This is a genomic window from Viridibacillus sp. FSL R5-0888 (assembly GCF_038009105.1).
In the GTDB taxonomy this organism is placed as follows: domain Bacteria; phylum Bacillota; class Bacilli; order Bacillales_A; family Planococcaceae; genus Viridibacillus; species Viridibacillus arenosi.
The window spans coordinates 3,996,129-4,017,155 of record NZ_JBBPAU010000001.1; the positions used below are offsets into that span (position 1 = coordinate 3,996,129).

The window sequence follows — 21,027 nt, forward strand, 5'->3', positions numbered from 1 at the left end:
TATTATGATATTCTCAGTTGAAATGATTTACGTATTAATGGGCATCATTGTTCTAGGCTGCTCCCTATATATTTTCACTGATCGGACAAACAGCCGGCGGTTATCTTCGGGATGCTTTTACTTGATTTATTCAGTTACATTAATGTTCGGCCAAATTATTCCTCCTTTTTACATTGGGCTTATGGTTATTCTTATGGTTTTAATCATTGCAAGTGGTGGGTTAAAGAAAGGTGAACATGTTGAAGAAAGCATTACTATTAAGGAAGAGCGAAGAAAACGCCTTGGCGGTCGCCTTTTCCTACCCGCTATCTTGATTCCTATTTTAACCTTGGCTGGTTCTAAGCTGCTAGATGGTGTTAAAATTGGAGGAAAGGCATTGCTTGATCCATCTAATGTAACGATGGTTGCTTTAGGTCTGGCGTGTTTGACTGCCATTATCGTTGCAATGTGGATGACACGCGGAACACCTACAGGAGCTGTGAAAGAATCACGTCGTCTGCTAGAATCTATTGGTTGGGCTGTATTGCTGCCACAGTTACTTGCAACATTAGGAACTATTTACACAAATGCAGGGGTTGGTACAGTCGTTTCCGACGCTGTAACAGCGATCATCCCAGAAGGTTCGCTATTTTGGATTGTGGTCATTTTCTGTCTTGGCATGGCTCTATTCACTATGATCATGGGGAATGCCTTTGCTGCTTTCCCGATTATGGCTGCAGGTATTGCCATTCCTTTTCTGATTAAACAATTTGACGCTAATCCAAATCATATAGCTGCCATATCTATGTTTGCTGGTTATTGTGGAACATTAATGACACCAATGGCCGCTAACTTTAATATTGTACCGGCAGCCTTGTTGGACTTGAAAGATAAAAACCATGTCATAAAAGTTCAAGTCCCAACAGCTTTAGCAGTATTAGTTTTCAATATCGTACTTATGTATTTTCTTGTCTCATTAGGAATATAGGAGGGATCGGCATGAAGAAAAAAGTGTTGTTAACCGGCTTTGAGCCTTTTGGGGGAGAAAGAATAAACCCTTCCTGGGAAGCAGTAAAACAGTTACATGGAGAAGTTATTGATGATGTGACTCTAGTTGCTGAACAAATTCCAACTGTGTTCGGGAAATCAGTTGCAGTTTTGGAGACTCTTGTTCAACAGCATAATCCTGACATCGTTATCTGTATAGGACAAGCCGGGGGTCGGCTTCACATCACACCTGAACGAGTGGCAATCAATTTGGATGATGCTAGAATCCCAGACAATCAGGGAAACCAGCCCATTGATGAGCCGATTGTAGACAAAGGTCCGGTAGCCTATTGGTCTACAATCCCCATCAAGAGAATCGTCGAAAACATGAAGGAGAGCAATATTCCTGCATCGGTATCCCATACCGCTGGAACATTTGTATGCAACCATATCTTTTATGGATTAATGGACTATATCGCCCGAACCTCATCAAGCATTCGGGGTGGATTTATCCATATTCCTTTCATTCCGGAGCAAACCATTAATAAAGAAGCACCTAGCTTAAGTCTTGAGACAATTGTTAATGGCGTAAAAATAGCAGCTGTCACAGCTGCTAAATACGATTCGGATATTCATATAGTAGGTGGGACGACCCATTAATTGTACCGTTTGATTTTAAAATATTGAGCGATTCCCTTGTTTTTCTTATAATTTATGATAGGCCTCCTGTTCATGATATAGCTATCCTTTTCACTGGCGTGCTTGGGATACTTCATAACAAGAGGTCTTTTTTATGCTCAAGTCTCATTTTTATTCATATGAATATTAAACTCTCTCCAAAACTCCATTCACATCTTTTCGTGATGAAGTTTCTTCAATATCTTCTTCGGATAACACACGTTCTATTTCCTGGTCCATTAGTTTGTTGGCATTTTTAGCGCCATATTTGGCCATAGAGATTTTGTATAACACTGTCCCAAACAGAGCCCAAGCTAATATGATTACCCACTCATACGGCCAAACTAACGCGGAAGGCATACCTGGTAGATATAAAATACATACGCCAATTGACATTAGAACAGCTAACCAACCAATTAATGTACCCCCTGGCAATATAAACGGTCTTTTTAAATCAGGCTCTCTTTTGCGCAAAATAATAAAGGCAATTGCTACTAAAACCCATGCAATAACAAGAGCAAACCCTCCTGCATCTACTAACCAGACAAGTGCTGGGCGACCGAATAATGGTGCTAAAGTAGTCAAAACTGCAATGAGTAAAATTGCTTTATGTGGCGTTCTATATTTAGGATGTAGCTCGCCTAATGCCTTAGGTAGCATTCCCGCTCTCGCCAATGCAAAAATGGCCCGACTACCGCCAACATAGAAGCCAATCCAGCTCGTTAATATCCCACCGATTCCACCTAGTACTAAAACATTCCCCATCATCTTACTACCACCAAATGCTTTTGCCATCGCATCTGCTGTGACAAGTGATGAACTAGCAATTTCTGATGGTGTCAACACGTATGAAACGCCGAAGATAATTGCTACATACCAAGTAATAGCTAAAAACACCGAAATGATTAGCAGTTGTCCAATTCGCTTACGTGGCAGATTAATTTCTTCTGCTGCTTGAGGTATCACATCGAATCCAACAAACATGAATGGCGTCATAATCAATACAGCCATGATGCCACCCCATCCTTTTTCAAATAAAGGTTGCATATGCTCTGGGCTTCCTGCAATAGAACTTCCCGTAACAAGCAATACACCTGAGATTAATATGAGTAATGTCAAAATTGACATCACAACACTTGTAATCTTCATTCCCCTATAGTTAATCCATGCAATAATAATCGACCCAAGAATTCCTACGGCTACCCATGTGAAATTTACATCCCAACCTGCAATTGTATACATGTAACCGACGCTATAGCCAGGAACGACATATTCAAAAACAGTCGGTAAAGCTACAGCTTCAAAAGCTACAACTGAAACATATCCAAGAATCATTGCCCATGTTGCTATAAACGAGGTGAGCCGTCCAGTCGCCCTATATGTGAAGAATAGTTCTCCACCAGATAACGGCATAGCCGAGGACAACTCTGCGTATGTTAAACCTATAAAAATAACAAGTAAACCGCCTATTAAAAATGCTATGATTGCACCTAGTGAACCTGCTTCTGTAATCCATAAACCAGCTGTTACCACCCAACCCCAACCAATCATTGCTCCAAAAGCAAGTGCCATAACGTCTCTATTCCCTAAAATTTTCAATAGCTTTTGATCTTCCATCTTACACCCCCGGATAAGAGTCTATTGAAATACAATAGACTCTATTAATGGAATTACTCTCGATCTATCTAGCCTTGAATAATTTTTCATTAGTTTTTAAAGTGCTGCTAGCTGCTCTTCAACCTCTTGTTGAACACTTAGTACAGCTTCACGTAGTATAGCAATTAGGTCATCTATCTGTGTTTTTGTAATAATCAATGGTGGTGAGAAACATACGATATCTGTATTGTCATAAGTAACTGCACGACATATAACACCACGTTCATGTAAGGCCGCAATAATTCTTGGAGCCACTTTCAACTCGGCAGGGAAGCGTTTATTCGTTAATGGATCTTGTACAAATTCCATCGCTCCGAGTAAACCTAACGTACGAATATCACCTACAATCGTTGATTCCCCTTTAATGGATTTAAATCCTTTTTGTAATTCTCCACCCATTTTAGAGGAGTTATCTACTAGATTTTCACGTTCTAAAATTTCAAGGTTTCTTAGTGCTACAGCCGCACCTGTTGGATGACCACTATAGGTAAAACCATGGAATAATACTCCTTCTGATTTTTCCTTCAGCACATTATGCACGTGGTCGGAAACAATGACACCACCTAGCGGAAAATAGCCACTTGTTACACCTTTTGCAAATGATAATACATCCGGCTCTACTCCATAATTTTCAACACCGAACATTTTCCCTGTGCGTCCAAATCCTGTAATAACCTCATCTGCTATATATAAAATGCCATATTCATTGCATATCTTACGTACTTCCTTGTAGTAATCCTTCGGTGGGATCAATACTCCACCTGCCCCTTGGACAGGTTCTGCCATGAATGCCGCAATCTTTTCTGGTCCTTCAGCTTCAATTACTTCGCGAATGGATTGAATCGATGACTCAGTACCAATTTCATATGGAGATTTTGCATGTATAAATCCTTGCATCAAACTTCCTGCCATGTCCCAAAACTCAGGTATACCTGTTGCACTTGTAGCGCCTGCTGAGACGCCATGATATCCTCGTCGTAATGCAACGATTTTATTTCGCTCGGGTTGACCTTGAATACGCCAATAATGACGTACAATTTTTATCGCTGAGTCATTTGACTCTGAACCACCTGATGTAAAGAACACCGCATTTAAACTAGGTGGAGCTAAATCAGCAATTTTCTTTGCTAGACGAATTGCTGGCTCATTACTAAAATTCGAAAAACATGAACTGTATGCTAATTGTTCCATCTGGTCTTTTGCCGCTTCTGCTATTTCTTTGCGACCGTGCCCAATGTTAACATTCCAAAGCGACGACATAGCATCTATATATCTCGTACCATCTTTACTTGTTAGATATATCCCTTCACCCTTATCGAAAATCACTTTTGGTCCATTCGCTTGTTGCTCTTGAATTGATGAGGTTGGATGAATAAAATGCTTTTTGTCCCATTCGTTTAAAGTTGTCATCTGTATTCCTCCTGTTTTTAAATATCTTTTATTGAAGTGATGGCATAACCGTAAACTACACATGATGTACTGAATGATGTCTTGTTTTTGCTAAAGGAATGTTAACCTCCCTTCTTAACTGCATAAAAAAAGCCAATTCAAAAAGACTACAGATAGATATCTGTGAGTCAAATTGAACTGGCTTATATCTGCGACGAAAAACCTGGTTTTGGCTTTTAACAGATTAGGCAGTCATATTTGTAAACTCAAGCACTTTACTATTTATATTTTAGGGCTACCTTCAACACTTACCCTTAATACATATTATCGTCTATGAATTACAAATATTCAAACTATTAATCATCGATTTTATAAATTACTTTACGAGATTACTCGTTAGACTTTGTTTATGTTATAAAAACCATCTCCATAGTCCTCTTCTATCCTTTTACAATATTAGTTGAACGATGCATAGTTTCTTTAATGGATACTCCACGTTTTTTCATTTCTTCCATGTATTTTTCACCTGGAACTACTTTCTCTGGTGGATATACTCCACGTTTTGAAATCGTACCATCGCCTACTAACTGAGCAACTACTGAAATTGTATTTGCAGTTGCTAGAGCCATTGCTGTTTCATTGGTTTCTTTGTCTTTCTTAATAATCAATTCGTATTCGTACGAAACTAGTTCCTCACTTTTTTCGCCTGAAACAATCACCCGTAATAATACCGCATCTGATTTATTACCAAGGGACATTTTAGTTTGTAGCACTTCACGTAAAACATCACGCGCTTTGATAACTTGACCATCTAGATTAACCGTTGTCTCTTTATTTGTTAAACCTAGATCTACAAGTAACTGGAATTTTTCTGCATGACCTTGATAGCGAATTGTTTTATATTCCAACGTGTTCACATTTGGGAAGGTCTGTGCTAAAGTAGATAATCCACCTGAAGTATGGAAAGCCTCTAGCCCGGTAAAGCCATCAAAATAAACCTTTTCAATCTCTGACAATGAAGCAATTTCCTGCAATTTCCCACCACGAATAACATGAGAAGAATCAGTATAGTGATCGAATACCCCTTCTAGAGAAAACACAATGTTATAATCCAACGGTGGTTCTTTTTCTACCGGAATTCCTCCAACAAAGATTTTAATCGATTTGACGCTATTTAATTTTGATGCACCATAGCCCGTTAAAATATTGATCATTCCAGGTGCAACACCTAGGTCAGGAATTAATGTAACGCCTTTTTCCTTAGCATCCTCAGATAGCTCTAAAACAGCATTTGTTGCACCGCCAATGTGACCACCAAGATCGACTGAATGCACACCCACTTCAATTGCCATACGTGCAACTTTTTCGTTAAATGTATAAAATAGAGCGTTAATCACAACATCTGCTTTTGCCATAATCCATTTTAACTCCGCATCATCGTTGGCATCTAGATGTAGCACTTCTAATTTATCTGACTTCAATAACTCAGCGAATAATGTTGTTTGACCGACATCTAAGTCTGCTAAGTACACTTTTTCAACTTTGTCACTTTTAACTAAATCACGCGCAACCTCTTTCCCCATTAAACCTGCACCTAATACTGCTACTTTCATCTGAATGTCCCCTTTCTTTGTTATTATTCCGTATCAATTTGTGCCCGTTGCAACTTGCCACTGTAATCAATGTAAATACTCTTCCATTCCGTATAGACATCCAGTGCTGCAACACCAGAATCACGATGACCATTTCCTGTTCCTTTTGTGCCACCAAACGGTAGATGAATTTCTGCTCCAGTTGTACCAGCATTGACGTATACAATACCCGTATCTAAATCACGCTGCGCTTGGAATGCTCGATTAATATCCTGTGTAAAGATAGAACTTGAAAGTCCAAACTGCACACTGTTATTAACTTCAATAGCTTCTTCTAAACTTTCTACTTCTATCAATGAGACAACTGGTCCGAAAATCTCTTCTTGTGCAATACGAGCATCCCATTTCACATCGGTAAATAATGTTGGTGCGTAATAAAAACCTTGATCGAAAGGAGATCCCGTTAGTATATTGCCTCCTGCAAGTAACTTCGCACCTTCCTGACGGCCTATTTCTACATAGCTATTAATCTTGTGTAATGCAGTTTTATTAATAACAGGACCAATTTTTACCGACTCATCTAAACCATCACCTATTGTTAATAGTTGCATAGCTGTTAGGAGGCGTTCTTCCAGCTCTGCTTTTACATCTTTATGCACAATTACTCGACTACATGCCGTACAACGTTGACCCGCTGTACCAAATGCACTCCACAAAATACCTTCAACAGCGAGTTCTAAATCAGCATCATCCATTACTATCACTGCATTTTTGCCACCCATTTCTAAAGAAACTTTCTTTAAATGACGGCCGCCCAACTCTGCTACCTTGCTACCTGTAGCAGTTGAACCTGTGAACGAAATGACTTTGACATCTGGATGCTCGATTAATGCTGTTCCTACTTCTGAACCTGAACCAAAGACAACATTAGCGACGCCTTCTGGTAAACCTACTTCTTCAAAAATTTTCGCCATTTCATAAGCCATCATCGGCGTTTCTGTAGCAGGTTTCCAAATGAATGTGTTCCCAGCAACAATTGCAGGGAAGGATTTCCAAGTTGCGATTGCTACAGGGAAATTCCAAGGTGTAATTAGTCCGACGACACCAATTGGAGCACGGACACTCATAGCAAATTTATTGGCTAACTCTGACGGAGTTGTTTCCCCAAACAAACGTCGCCCTTCTCCAGCCATATAAAATGCCATATCAATGCCCTCTTGTACCTCGCCTCGACCTTCTTCAATAACTTTTCCCATCTCTTTCGTAAGTACCTGAGCTAAATGTTCTTTCTTTTCTTTCATTCTTAAGCCAATTGCATACAAATAATCTGCGCGTTTTGGTGCTGGTACTAGTGCCCAACTTTTTTGTGCCTTTTTTGCAACAGCTACTGCTTGCTCCACAGCTCCTGTTGAAGACATAGGTACTTGAGCTAATTCCTCACCATTTGCAGGATTAATAACGGGTACGAATTTCAAATCTTCAGAGGTTCCCCATTGACCTCCGATAAAATTTTGCAACTTCACTGCTACTCCCCCTTTTAAATGAAAACGCTTTCTCTGTATATATTTTCTACAAAATACCTAAATATCCTTTATTTTTATTAAAATTGCAGTCAATTTATTTTTTCCTGAAAATTGACGAAACCTTTTAAAATCTCAAATCGTATTAATATTAAATACTAGGCTATAACAATTGGGAGGAAAAAAGATGAATAATCATGAAATTGATTACAAATTATTCGGCGATGACATGCAGTTTGTAGAGGTAGAATTAGATCCACAAGAAACAGTCATTGCAGAAGCTGGTGCATTAATGATGATGGAAGACGGCATTCGCATGGAAACTGTTTTTGGTGATACTTCAAGCGGCGGTGGCGGTTTCATGGGTAAATTAATGGGCGCTGGTAAACGACTTGTAACAGGTGAAAGTTTATTCATCACAACATTCACAAATGAAGGTTATGGAAAAAAACATGTTTCTTTTGCTTCTCCCTACCCTGGGAAAATCATTCCTATGGATCTAAGTAGATATAACGGAAAAATCATTTGCCAAAAAGACGCATTCTTAGCAGCTGCTAAGGGGGTTTCGATCGGCATCGAATTCCAACGTAAATTAGGAACGGGATTTTTCGGTGGTGAAGGTTTCATCATGCAAAAACTAGAAGGTGATGGCATGGCGTTCGTTCACGCAGGCGGTACAATTATTCAAAAGAATCTACAAGTCGGTGAGACATTACGTGTAGATACAGGTTGTCTTGTAGCTATGACAGCAGACGTTGATTACAATATTGAAATGGTCAAAGGTGTAAAAACTGCCCTATTTGGTGGCGAAGGTCTATTCTTCGCTACTCTACGAGGACCAGGAACAGTATGGATCCAATCACTTCCATTCAGCCGTTTAGCGAGTCGTGTATTCGCAGCAGCGCCTCAAGTACCAGGTAACAAATCCGTAGGCGAAGGCGGAATCGGCGGCCTATTTGATATTTTCAACAAATAAGGACGGCAAACTAATTACGAAACACTTTGCAGGACAGAAGCTAGAGTCGACATTTTACTTTAAGCGCTCGTCCATCTTTATTACTCGTATCCAATTCTTATAACTCAACCTACTCTTTCTAAGAGTAGGTTTTTTCTTTAACGCAGTGTTTTTTACCATATTACAGCTCTCCATCAATACTGTACCTAATAATCTATTAGTCACTCTTCACTTCTATTACTCTATTTAAAAATTCTTCTTTTCCTCTTTCCCTTATGATAAACTTACAATAATTTCAAAAAAGGAGTGAACGAATATGAAAAGCACTTTAATGACTTTCAAAGACAACTCGGAGGGCATGCTGTCTTAATAACGAGAGTTTGGCCTCCGTTATTTTACTAACGCGGAGGGAAAAAAATGAAAATACAAAATACTTATTATGCAATCACTAGTTCACGCTCATTGCTTATACAAATGGTATTCACACTGAACGCAATTTATTACGTTATAAATGCAGGATTAAATCCATTACAGCTAGTACTTATTGGAACGATTATGGAGGTAGCTGTATTTCTTTGTGAAATGCCTACTGGTTTAGTTGCCGATCATTTTGGACGAAAACGTTCTCTATTCATCGGGACTTTTATAATTGGCATAGCACACTTACTTGAAGGAATTTTCCCAGCATTTTGGTCAATTGCCATCGCTTCGGGTTTGTGGGGGTTAGGCTGGACATTTATTAGCGGTGCTGAAGAGGCTTGGATTGCTGATGAATTAGAAGGTAGAAATTTAGATTCAGTATTTCTTAAGGGCGCTCAATTTAGATCTTTAGGTCGATTTTTTGGTATTTTGCTTAGTGTTTGTATTGCTACTTTATTTTCAGTGCAAGTAACAATAATTATTGCTGGAATTTTATTAGTACTACTAGCTTTTGGTGCATTATTCACAATGCCGGAGACAAAGTTCGTCAAAATCTCACGAAAAAAAGATATTTCCGCCATACATCATCTAATAACAACAATTCGACATGGTGCGCGTCAAATTAAAGGAAATACAATGCTCGTGAGTATCGCGATTATAACTATACTTTTGGGATTGGCGAGTGAAGGATTCGATCGACTATGGGGTGCTCATTTTATTGAAGACTTCCATATACCTGAGGCTGAATCTATCTACTGGTTTGGTGCTTTCTATGCAGTAGCATTTTTATTAAACATTGTTGTTTTAAGATTTGTAGAGCGTCGTTTTAATAAAAATTACCCTGTAATTCTTTTGATTAGCAATGGTTTATTAATTTTTGCAATGCTTGCATTTGCCTTTAGTTCAAACTTTTTGCTGGCTCTTATAACTTTCTGGATAGCAGGTACGCTACGTGATGTTAACTATCCGTTAATGAGTGTAATGACGAATGAAAGATTGGAAGCAAAGGGTCGAGCAACTGCTTTATCTATGTTCGGACAACTTGATGCTATTGGACAAATTGCTGGGGGACCTATTATTGGACTATTAGCACTTTATACAACAATCGCTAGTGGTATCGCATCTACTGTGGTATTTATTTTACCGATTTTATTCTTCTTAGTACTGATGCAAAGAAAGATTAACAATTTTAGTTAGATGTTTTTCGCAAAAAAATGTGCCGAGGATTCCAATATCCTTCTAGGCACATTTTTGCTTTATTTCACTGGATTCTTTATTTCTTTTCCTTGTAAACAGGCTGCAATTGACTCTGTATTTTTTGCCATCATATTATTTCTAGTACGAATTGAAGCACTACCTATATGAGGAAGCACTACAACATTTGGTAATGTTAATAAAGGATGATCAGTTGGGACAGGCTCTGTTTCAAAAACATCAAGTCCTGCTGCCCAAATTTCTTTATTTAATAACGCCTCATATAACGCTTGCTCATCTACAACTCCACCACGTGCAACATTAATAAGAATTGCGCTGTTTTTCATCAATGCTATTTCACTTTTACCGATTAAGCCCTTTGTTTCAGGTGTTAACGGAGTTAATAGCACAACAAAATCCGATTCTTTCAGTAATGTATCTAGCTCCGCATACTCAAAACCATACTTCTCTTCAGCTTCAGGCTTTCTTGTACGATTATGATATAAAATTCTCATATCAAAACCCATTCCGCGTCTTGCTACCGCCTCTCCGATACGCCCCATTCCTACGACACCTAAAGTTGCACCATGAATGTCCATCCCTGTTAATTGGTTAACAGACCAACCTGTCCATTTACCATTTCGTACTTCACGCTCTGCTTCTGGGATTCTACGAGCTGTTGCTAGCATTAGAGCAAATGCTAAATCCGCTGTAGTTCCTGTTAAGACATCGGGTGTATTCGTTACAATAACACCTTTTTCCTTTGCAGCTTTAATATCAATATTATTATAGCCAACTGCTAGGTTAGCGATTATTTTTAACTTTGGCGCCACTTCAATAACTTCACGCGTTATTTGATCAGATATCATGACCCACATTGCATCCGCTTCACCAGCTGCTTGTTTCAATTCTTCAGCGGGCATCGGTTGATCCGCAGATGACCACATCTTCACTTCAGCTATTTCACGGAGTGGTGATATGCTCTCCTCTGGTAATTGTCTAGTAATCCAAACTAACGGTTTCATCTAAATTGCCTCCTTTAAAGAACTTAGTGAAAGCTTATCATATTCTCAAAGTGCTCCGATTAAAAAGCATAAAAAAACTATCTTAATAGATAAATTTAACATTTCTATTAATACAGTAATATTCATTAAAACTTTCTCACCGTTGTTTCTAATTCTGTAGCAGCTTGTTTTAATTGTTCTGAAGTTTCACCTATAGTTGTTACGACATTCGATAGAATATCCATTCGTTGTTCTACCTCTTGAAAATCTTGGATGGTTATATTTACAGCCTTACCGATGTTCTCAAATTCTTGCATCGATCTTTCATTTTCTTCAATACCATTAGTTACAAGGTTTTGTATATCTTGAATAGCTGTAACTACTTGACTGGTTACACCACTGGATACACCGATTAAACTTGCAATTTGTTCGACAGATTTCTTCGTTTGATCTGCAAGTTTACGTACTTCATCAGCCACAACAGCAAATCCTTTACCATGCTCACCAGCTCTAGCAGCTTCAATAGCTGAATTTAATGCCAGCAAATTTGTTTGTCCTGCAATATTTTTTACAATCTCGATTACTGCTTGAATTTCAGATGAAGATGCGTCTAGCGCATGAATCATTTTTGACATTTCATTCGTTTTTTCATTAATTTCATTTGTATGTTTTTTTAGTAGAAGCATTTGCTCGTATCCTTTTTCGGATGCTTCTCGAGTACCTTTTGCATCTTGAATACTGCTCTTCACATGTTTATTCACTTCACTAGTACTTGCAATTAATGTCTCAACAGACTCTGAAGTATGTAAAGAATGCGATTCTAAGTTACTAGAAATACTACCCATAACATTTTTTACATACATACGCGTTTTTTCTTGTTGTTGTTCTAATAATTGATTTGAAAATTGATCGTATTCTTCAAGGACGATTTGTTGTTCAAAGCTAATTAATTTTTTCACAGAATCAATAACATTACGTTCTAAGGTAGTCTCCAACTCTAAGCCATATATTTTCTCGATTAAATTATGTTCTAATTTTTGGAATGCAGCTAAATACCATTTTGGATATAATCCAATTCGAACATGCACTTTCGCTACACGAGTGCGTTTTTCGATAAATGTATCATCAATAATCCCATCGAACATTTCAATTACATGTTGTCGTAATGTTTGACGTAACCTTTCACCAGAGCTATGTTGCTGAATAAGTTCCTTCATAGAAGCGACGGTTTCAATTGATGCATAGAATTGCTCTACAACTTCGACTATATGTTTCTCCACTGTAGGTTTCAATTGACGTGCGATACGTAAATCTTCATTTGTTAAGTTTAATAAATCTATTTGGTGTAGACGTTCCTGATCGCTTATAAAAACCCCAGTTTTCGTTATGTCCACTTCCGGAAGAATCATCTTATTTACCTTATTACGTTTGAACGACAACATAAACTTAGCCCACCCCTAAAATATCTATACTTTTTACTAAACTATATCAAAAAACACACCTTTATATCTATTATTACGATATTTATTTAATAAGTTTTTTCTATCATAATTATAGATAGGTCTAAAGACTATGTGTACAACAAAAAAATGAGCGCTGTCTAAAGCGCCCATCTTCATATTATTATTTCACTTTTTATAGTTCATCAAAACCATTATCTTGAACATTTACCTTCACATATTGACGAGAACGTTGTTCGAAGAAGTCAGTTTTCCCTAAATCAACATCTTCATAAGCTTTGATCCATTTCATTGGATTTTTGCGGTAGCCTTCGAAAGGTCTTTCATAGCCTAATTGTGAACAGCGTACATTCGTATAAAAATAAATATAATCTTCTACATCATCTACATCTAAGCCATCAATTTTGTCTCCAATGACTTCATGTGCCCATTCAATTTCAAGTGCAGCTGCTTCACGGAAAATATCTTCCACTTGCTTAGCACGCTCTGGCGTATCGTATTCAGGATATTCTTCCAACAATTCTTTATAGATTTTAACGAATAGGTCAACATGAAGTTGTTCGTCACGGTTTATATAATTAATCATCGTACTCGTTGCTACCATCTTTTGGTTTCGTGCTAAATGATAGAAGAATGCAAAGCCAGAATAGAAGAATAAACCTTCTAAAATGACGTCATAGACGATGGAATTTAACATATGGTCGATATTAGGCTCTTCAGAAAATGTTTTATATCCTTTAATAACAAAGTCATTTCGTTTTTCAAGGACTGGTTCTGTACGCCAGAAATCAAATACTTTATCTTGCTCATCTTTTGATACTAAACTTGAAAGAATATATGAATAAGAATGATTATGAATTACTTCCTGCTGTGCAAGGATAATCATTAAAGCATTTAAGCTAGAATCTGTTAAATAATCTGCCACTTTTCCTGCATAGTCTGTTTGAACGCTGTCTAACATTGCAAGTAATCCAATTGTTTTCATAAATGCTTCTTTTTCATTCGCTGTTAATGTTGGGAACTCTTTAATGTCGTTCCCCATATTGATTTCGAAAGGAGTCCAAAAGTTACCTAGCATCTTTTTATATTTTGGATATGCCCAGCTAAAACGAACATCATCCCAGTTTAATATATTTGAAGAGCTCCCGTTTACAATACCTGTCGAACGGTTTGGAGCTGTTTTATCCATTAATTTTCGTTTTTCTAGTTTTGTCATCGTTAGTTCCTCCTAGCTTGCACATGATTCACATTCTAATAATTCAACCGACGTTGAGCGAACGTAGTATGTCGTTTTAATGCCTAGTTTCCAAGCATTTAAGTGCAATTCTAATAATTCTTTAGCCTTTACCGTGTTTTGTACATATATATTCAACGAAATACCTTGGTCAATATGACGAGCACGTGCTGCGTTTTGTTTTAAAGTCCAATTTTGATCAATAAAGTAAGCAGATTTGTAATACCAAGTTGTTTCTTGGTTCAAATCAGGAACAGTTACCGGGATCTTATAATCCTTTTTCTCTTCAGAATACGATTTTTGGAAAATTGGATCGATACTCGCCGTACTTCCTGCAATAATTGATGTTGATGAGTTCGGCGCAATAGCCATTACATAGCCGTTACGCATACCATTTTCAGCAACTGCTTGTTGTAATGTAGCCCACTTTTCGCCTTTATATTGGCGCTTTGTGAAGTATTCTCCTGTTTGCCAGTCCGAACCTTCAAATAATGGATATTGACCTTTTTCTTTTGCTAATTCCATTGATGCTTGTATTGTTAAATAAGCAATTTGCTCGTAAAGCTTGTCCGCAAATTCTACAGACTCTTCAGATTCCCATGCAATACTCTTCAGTGCCAATAAGTGATGCCAACCGAATGTACCAAGACCAATACCACGATAACGTGCATTTGTACGTTCTGCCTGAGGAACAGGAATACGATTTAAGTCGATAACATTATCTAACATACGCACTTGAATTGGGATTAATCTTTCTAAAGCTTCAGCAGGTACAGCTCGTCCAAGATTGATAGATGATAAGTTACATACAACGAAATCTCCAGGTTTGCGGCGCGTTACAATAACATCATCTTCTAATGTAATTGATTCGAACTTAGTAGCGCTCATGTTTTGGAAAATTTCCGTACATAAATTACTTGAGTAAATCATACCTTCATGCTTATTTGGGTTTTTACGGTTTACTTCATCACGGTAGAACATGAACGGCACACCAGTTTCTAATTGGCTACGCATAATACGTTTCATGATATCAATTGCTGGTACAGCTTCACGCGTTAATATTGGGTTCGCTAAGCAAGCTTCGTATTTCTCTCGGAATGATCCTTGTCCACGTTTTTCGTCATAGTAATCTTCTAGATTAAAGCCCATTACTTCGCGAATTTCATGCGGGTCAAATAAGTACCAATCTTCACGTGCTTCAACAGCCTCCATGAAAATATCAGGTAAACTAACGCCTGTGAAAATATCATGTGCGCGCATACGTTCATCACCGTTATTTAATTTCAAATCAAGGAATGGGAATATATCTTTATGCCAAATATCAAGATAAATAGCAATCGCGCCTTGGCGTTGACCTAATTGATCTACTGATACTGCTGTATTATTCAATTGTTTAATCCAAGGAACAACACCACTTGAAGCTCCTTTGAAGCCACGAATAGATGATCCACGACTACGTACTTTCCCCATATAGACACCGATACCACCGCCAAATTTCGAAAGTGTCGCAACATCAGTATTTGAATCATAAATACTTTGTAAACTGTCATCTACTGTATCGATAAAGCAACTTGATAATTGACCATGCGTTTTACCTGCATTTGATAATGTAGGAGTAGCAGTCGTCATATATAAATTACTCATTGCCCAGTAAGACTCTTTAATTTTCGCAAGGCGATCTGTTTTTTCATTTTGCATAAGTGTCATCGCTATAATCATCCAACGCTCTTGGGGCAATTCAATTGGTGTTTTGTCATAATCTCGCGTAACATAACGGTCCAATAATGTTTTCAATCCGATATATGTAAAGATTTCATCTCGTTTAGGTTCAAGCATTAGACCAATTTCTTCAAGTTCCTGTTTTGTATATGATTTTGTTAAAGCTGGATCATATAAACCTTTTTCGACAAGCTTCTCAACTTGTATAGCAAATGCTGTGTATACCTGTCCTACTTCTAATTGGCGTACTGTAGATGCTTCTCTATAAACACCCGCCAATAATAAGCGAGCTGCAACGAATGTCCAATATGTGTCTTCTTCATCTAAAAAGCTTAACGCTTCTAAGCTCATCGCCTTTGTCCATTCAGCGTCAGTTCCTTCTGGATTCTTATTTTCCCAGCGTTCAGACTTTCTAATAAGCTGGCTAATTTCTTCTCTACCAAACTCTTCCTCTAATTGAGATAATAATATTGCTCTTTCATATGTCATTAATTGGACCATATTGTCGTCTCCTTTTTTACAAATATAAAAAGCGATGAATCTGCCTTCTTCGGCAGAGCCATCGCTCTAGGTTTTAAAATTGGAAGCAGGCGAAATCACAACAAAAAAATACTTTTGTAATCAAAAGTAAATTGTTCAATGTAAAGTCTCTCGCTTCAACTCCTCAACCCCCGAAGAAAGTGTCGTCATGCGAAAAAGGCAGGTCTACTGGCTCATGCATCATCCAATTGTCATCCTTCCCAAGCATTGCTCAGTGGTTAATTGACAGTTGTCCGCATTCACAGTTGCGGGGACAGCTTCGGTTTCTCTTCCGAATTCCCTTTTAAACCGTATATGGTACCTTTTTTCGCTCACATACTATATATTGTGTTTTATTGATTAATCTAATCTAACATATTGTGTTCCTATCAGACAAGTAGAATCGTAAAATTAAAGTAAATGAAAGCAAAAGACCTACGAAAAATGTTTTATAATTTCCTATAAAGTCTATTTTATTTTTACAAAACAGTAGGTTAGGATTGTTTTTAAGTATGAAAATAATAAAAAACTACCCAAAATTATATTTTAGGTAGCCAAAGAACTATTTTATTAAAGATTAGTCGTCTTCATACTCTTTTTCGAAATCAAGAATGGCACCAGTCTTAGCGTCAATTTCTAATTCGTATTCATACATGCCATCTTTTACTTCAATTTCATAAACGCCATCTTCTTCATCTAATTCAATTTTAGTAATTGTTCCTTTTGCTTTTGTTAAAGCAATTTGAGAAGCTTTTTGCTCACCGATGAAAGTTGTTGTTGGATTTGGTACTTTTGTAATTCTTTCTTTATCTGTAATCATAGCTTTCCCAGTTACTGCATCGACATCGATATCATATTCATAATCAGCAGTTAAAATCTCAAATTCATATACGCCATCTTCACGGTCATATCCTGCTTTTTTTACTGTACCATTAACATTTTGTAAAGCAATTTCTTTGGCTTTTGTAATGCCTATTACTTTTGCAGGTGTTGAAGGATTTGCTGAATCGCCAGTGTTAGGAGTATTTGGTTTAGTAGTTGTGATTACATCGTCAGCTACTTCTGATTCTTTTTTAAGGATTTTCCCTGTTTTTGCATCGATTTCAAAATCATATTCTGTTGTACCATTAATAATTTCGATTTCGTATACGCCATCACTTTTATCTAGTTTGGCTTTTTGTACAGTACCACCAACATTATTTAAAGCTATTTGCTTCGCTTTCTCTAAACCAATCACTTTTCCAGTTACTACTTTTTTTGAAATTCTCTCTTTTTCTTTTTTCACAATTTTCCCTGTGTACGCATTGATATCAAAATCGTATTCATATCCAGCTCTAATGATTTCAATTTCGTAAATACCATCTTCACGATCTAACTTCGCTTTTTTTACAGAGCCCTTAACCGATTTCAATGCTATTTCTTTCGCTTTTGCTAAACCAATTACTTTTTTATTATTTACTGAATTAGAAACTTTTGTAGTCTCTGTTTTCTTCTCTAGTAACTTTCCCGTTTTAGCATCTAATGTTAATTCGTATTCTTTACTTTTGCCTCGCACATCAATTTCATATACTTGAACACCTTTTTCTTTGTCCAACTCTACTTTGTATACTGTACCTTTTACGTAGCTAAGTGCTTTTTTCGTAATTTCTTCTGACGATAAAATTTTACCTGAGTTAGTTTGAATGCCCGCTGCCGCAACTACTCCAGATACTGCAAGTGACCCCGTAATTGCTAATGCTGTAATCATTTTTTTCATAATTAAGTTCCTCCTCTTTGTTGATACTTATACTTTACACAATGAAAATGAAAGAATAAGGAGAATAAGATTAGAATTTGATGAGAAATTATTAATCCCACGTAATGGATAACACTTTGCCGGAAATAGCATGGATTTGAAATACTGCATCTTTGTCGTTACCTTCAATCTCCACTAAATAATATCCGCCATCACTCGTATCGTAAAAAGAAATTTCTTCTACAGTTCCATTCAGTTTTTTCTTAGCAATAGTAATCACTTGTTCCTTAGATAAAAGTGAAGAATCTTGCTCTGCATCTGCTTGAATTTCTGATAAAACTTCCCCATTAATTGCATCTATTAATAAGTTAATATGCTCTTTACCATTTACTACTTCTATTTGGAATACGGGGTCTTCCTTATTTGTATTGAGTGAGATTTTTTTTATATTCCCGTCATATTGTTCTTTTATAATTTTTCGTATTTCAGTTTCTGGTAGATATTTTATTTTTTCTTTAACAGCTGTTTTTTTCTGCTTCATCAATAAGATTTTGCCTGATTCAGCATCAACTTCGAGTTGATAAAGCTTGCTATTTCTTTGAAGCTGCACTCGATATTGATCGTTTATAGTAAGGAAAGAGATAATTTCCCCTCCATACATCGTTTCAATATTATTATAAATTTCCTCAGTTGTAAGAGGTGTTTCTTTCGTTAGTTTATTCCAAATCATGATACTAAGAATCGTCGCAATAATGATGAGTGTCACAATGAATAGTATTGATAGCTTTTCGCGAATGCGCATATCATCGTTCCCCCTCATTACTATTTTCAAATCGCAAGACGATTGTAGTTCCTTCACCTAGCGTACTTAATACAGTAATATTAATTGCTAAACGCTCAGCAAGCTCATGTGCAATAGCTAGTCCTAAACCCGTACCACCGGTTTTGCGATTGCGATCCTCACTAACACGATAAAAACGATCAAATAAATGTGGAATATTCTCTTGGGCAATGCCTTGACCAAAATCTTGAATGCGAACGACTAATTGCGATCCCTCTTTTGCTATGCTTACATTAATTTCACGTTCACTATAATGGCGTGCATTTTCTAAGAAAATAAAGAATAGCTGTTTAATTTTTTGTTCATCCGTTTTCGATATAACTGGACCTTTACCTAGTAAGTTAAATTCTCTGCCATAAGCTTGATGCATTTGATGTAATGTATCCTCTAATACTTTATAAATATCAACTGATTCAATGGATAATGGTGATTGTTCTTTATTTTTGGCTAATTCAAGCATTTGTTGAATCATTTCATTCATACGAATGGATTCACTTAAAATTGCTTGTACCGCTTCATTTGCAACTTCTTTATTATCAAAACCACGTCTCTTCAATAGACGAGCATAACTCTCAACTACAGTTAAAGGTGTCTTTAATTCATGAGATGCATTCGAAACGAAATGCTCTTGCTTACGAAAGTTTTGCTCCAACTGGCACATCATCTCATTAAATGTACGACTCATTTCAGCCATTTCATCTCTGCCTTCATTTTCTACATTTATTTTTTCGAAGGTTCCTGACTTTTGGCTTTCCTGCATCGTTGCAATTAGCCGATGAATTGGTTTAGTAACGATACGCCCTAGCGTCATACTTGAGAGCACAATAGGAATTGTCGCAATAATTGTTACACCAAGTAAGACAAGACGTAACAACTCTAAATTTCGCGCTACATCCTTCATGGACTGTAGCATTTGTATGTGTACAACAGAACCGTCAACCCAAATTGCAGGCATACTCATTGATAACACTGGGATACCTTCGTATTTTTCCACTGAATATCGTTTATGCCCATCAATATTGGGATGATAATCCTCAATACCTTCAGTAGATTGTACCGTAACGAGTGATTTACCATTATTATCAACGGCTCTTATTGCACCTCTTGGAGGGATATATGCGCGTAATATAGTAGCTGGGTCATTTACTTTACTTGTCTGGCTAATAGACGTTACAAGTTCTGTTGACTCAGATAATAGTTGATTATACTCTGTGTCATAGGCCATTTTTTCATATAAGAAGTAAATTCCAACCATCGTAAGTACAAGGATAATCAACATAACAAGCGACGAGAAAACATGAATTTTAGTCTTAAGCTTCATTCACCTGCTCCTTTAATACATAACCGACACCACGGACTGTTTGAATAAGTGGTTGTTTACTGCCTTTATCCACCTTCTGACGAATGTAACGAATATAAACATCTACGACATTCGTATCCCCGTAATAATCAAACCCCCATACAGCATCTAAAATTTGCTCTCGTGAAAGAACTTGTTTTGGATTTTTAATTAAATAGAGTAGTAATTCATACTCCCTGGGTGTTAAATCAATTAATTTCCCATTTCTTTTTACTTCACGCGTCTGTTCATGTATAGACAAGTCTGCATACTCATGGAAAAACTCATCTTGTTCTACAGTAACTTCCATTTGCTGAGGTTTAAAACGGAGTGCCGCTCGAATTCGTGCTAGTAATTCATCTATTTCAAAAGGTTTTGTCATGTAATCGTTAGCGCCAAGATCCAGTCCAGCCACTTTATCTTCAACATCACCTTTTGCAGTAAGCATAATAACAGGTGTATTAAATTCTGTTGCACGAATTCGCTTCAATACATCCAGCCCGTTCAAACCTGGAAGCATAATATCCAGTAGTAGGAGATCCCATTGCTGTTCACGGTATAAAATAAGTCCATCTGTTCCTGTATGGGCAATTCCCGTTTCATAACCTTCAAATTCTAATTCCAGTTGTAACACTCGTGCAATTTTTTCCTCATCTTCTATGATTAATATGCGCTCAGCCATTATTCTCACCAACCGTTTTTTATTTCCATAGTATCATGTCATTATGAAAATTCCATGAGAAGGACTATACGTTATACAAATTTCCCAAATAAAAAGAGCCTACCTTTTTTAAAAGGTAGACTCA

At 37.1% G+C, this 21,027-nt stretch carries 16 protein-coding genes and 1 riboswitch; of the genes, 4 read left to right on the top strand and 12 right to left on the bottom strand.

Annotation, left to right across the window (positions count from 1 at the left end):
* Positions 1–4: 4 nt before the first annotated feature.
* Both MKY02_RS19755 and pcp read left to right on the top strand, forming a co-directional pair.
* The gene (locus MKY02_RS19755) at positions 5–967 is read left to right on the top strand and encodes a DUF979 domain-containing protein (RefSeq protein WP_038180351.1); all 963 of its coding nucleotides are present in this window, start codon (positions 5–7) and stop codon (positions 965–967) included.
* Between the two features lie 11 nt (positions 968–978).
* Positions 979–1,626, top strand: a complete 648-nt coding sequence (gene pcp / locus MKY02_RS19760) for a pyroglutamyl-peptidase I (protein ID WP_038180352.1) — start codon at positions 979–981, stop codon at positions 1,624–1,626.
* A 165-nt stretch (positions 1,627–1,791) separates the two neighbouring features.
* Here pcp and MKY02_RS19765 read toward each other — a convergent pair whose 3' ends face one another.
* From MKY02_RS19765 to MKY02_RS19780, 4 genes are all read right to left on the bottom strand, one after another.
* A complete protein-coding gene (locus MKY02_RS19765; protein ID WP_038180354.1) occupies positions 1,792–3,261 on the bottom strand; it encodes an APC family permease in 1,470 nt (489 codons plus the stop codon).
* Between the two features lie 96 nt (positions 3,262–3,357).
* A complete protein-coding gene (locus MKY02_RS19770) occupies positions 3,358–4,710 on the bottom strand; it encodes an aminotransferase family protein (RefSeq protein WP_038180357.1) in 1,353 nt (450 codons plus the stop codon).
* Positions 4,711–5,129: 419 nt separating this feature from the next.
* Entirely contained in the window at positions 5,130–6,302 is a 1,173-nt protein-coding gene (locus tag MKY02_RS19775) for a saccharopine dehydrogenase family protein (protein WP_038180358.1), read from the bottom strand.
* A 23-nt stretch (positions 6,303–6,325) separates the two neighbouring features.
* Entirely contained in the window at positions 6,326–7,804 is a 1,479-nt protein-coding gene (locus MKY02_RS19780; protein ID WP_038180365.1) for an aldehyde dehydrogenase family protein, read from the bottom strand.
* Between the two features lie 184 nt (positions 7,805–7,988).
* Here MKY02_RS19780 and MKY02_RS19785 point away from each other — a divergent pair, with 184 nt between their 5' ends.
* Positions 7,989–8,777: a TIGR00266 family protein gene (locus MKY02_RS19785; RefSeq protein ID WP_038180366.1), complete on the top strand. Its 789-nt coding sequence runs from the start codon at positions 7,989–7,991 to the stop codon at positions 8,775–8,777.
* Between the two features lie 396 nt (positions 8,778–9,173).
* Positions 9,174–10,373: an MFS transporter gene (locus tag MKY02_RS19790; protein WP_038180367.1), complete on the top strand. Its 1,200-nt coding sequence runs from the start codon at positions 9,174–9,176 to the stop codon at positions 10,371–10,373.
* Between the two features lie 59 nt (positions 10,374–10,432).
* Here the strand turns inward: MKY02_RS19790 and MKY02_RS19795 are convergent, their stop codons facing one another.
* The 8 genes from MKY02_RS19795 to MKY02_RS19830 form a co-directional block, all read right to left on the bottom strand.
* Positions 10,433–11,395 carry a 2-hydroxyacid dehydrogenase gene (locus MKY02_RS19795; protein WP_038180369.1) on the bottom strand — a complete coding sequence of 321 codons (963 nt, stop codon included), beginning with the start codon at positions 11,393–11,395 and terminating at the stop codon, positions 10,433–10,435.
* A 125-nt stretch (positions 11,396–11,520) separates the two neighbouring features.
* Positions 11,521–12,816, bottom strand: a complete 1,296-nt coding sequence (locus MKY02_RS19800) for a globin-coupled sensor protein (RefSeq protein WP_143691039.1) — start codon at positions 12,814–12,816, stop codon at positions 11,521–11,523.
* A gap of 193 nt (positions 12,817–13,009) precedes the next feature.
* A complete protein-coding gene (locus MKY02_RS19805; protein WP_038180371.1) occupies positions 13,010–14,050 on the bottom strand; it encodes a ribonucleotide-diphosphate reductase subunit beta in 1,041 nt (346 codons plus the stop codon).
* 12 nt (positions 14,051–14,062) lie between these two features.
* On the bottom strand, positions 14,063–16,288 hold the full coding sequence (locus MKY02_RS19810) for a ribonucleoside-diphosphate reductase subunit alpha (RefSeq protein ID WP_038180374.1): 2,226 nt from the start codon (positions 16,286–16,288) through the stop codon (positions 14,063–14,065).
* Positions 16,289–16,468: 180 nt separating this feature from the next.
* Positions 16,469–16,647: riboswitch (cobalamin riboswitch) on the bottom strand.
* 236 nt (positions 16,648–16,883) lie between these two features.
* On the bottom strand, positions 16,884–18,062 hold the full coding sequence (locus MKY02_RS19815; RefSeq protein WP_051448584.1) for a PepSY domain-containing protein: 1,179 nt from the start codon (positions 18,060–18,062) through the stop codon (positions 16,884–16,886).
* Positions 18,063–18,153: 91 nt separating this feature from the next.
* Entirely contained in the window at positions 18,154–18,843 is a 690-nt protein-coding gene (locus MKY02_RS19820) for a PepSY domain-containing protein (RefSeq protein ID WP_051448585.1), read from the bottom strand.
* A gap of 1 nt (position 18,844) precedes the next feature.
* Complete coding sequence (locus MKY02_RS19825) at positions 18,845–20,203, bottom strand: ATP-binding protein (protein WP_038180375.1); 1,359 nt, start codon at positions 20,201–20,203, stop codon at positions 18,845–18,847.
* Positions 20,193–20,903 (bottom strand): response regulator transcription factor, encoded by a 711-nt coding sequence (locus tag MKY02_RS19830; protein WP_038180378.1) that lies wholly within the window; start codon positions 20,901–20,903, stop codon positions 20,193–20,195. Before MKY02_RS19830 ends, MKY02_RS19825 begins: the two co-directional genes overlap by 11 nt.
* Positions 20,904–21,027: the final 124 nt, after the last annotated feature.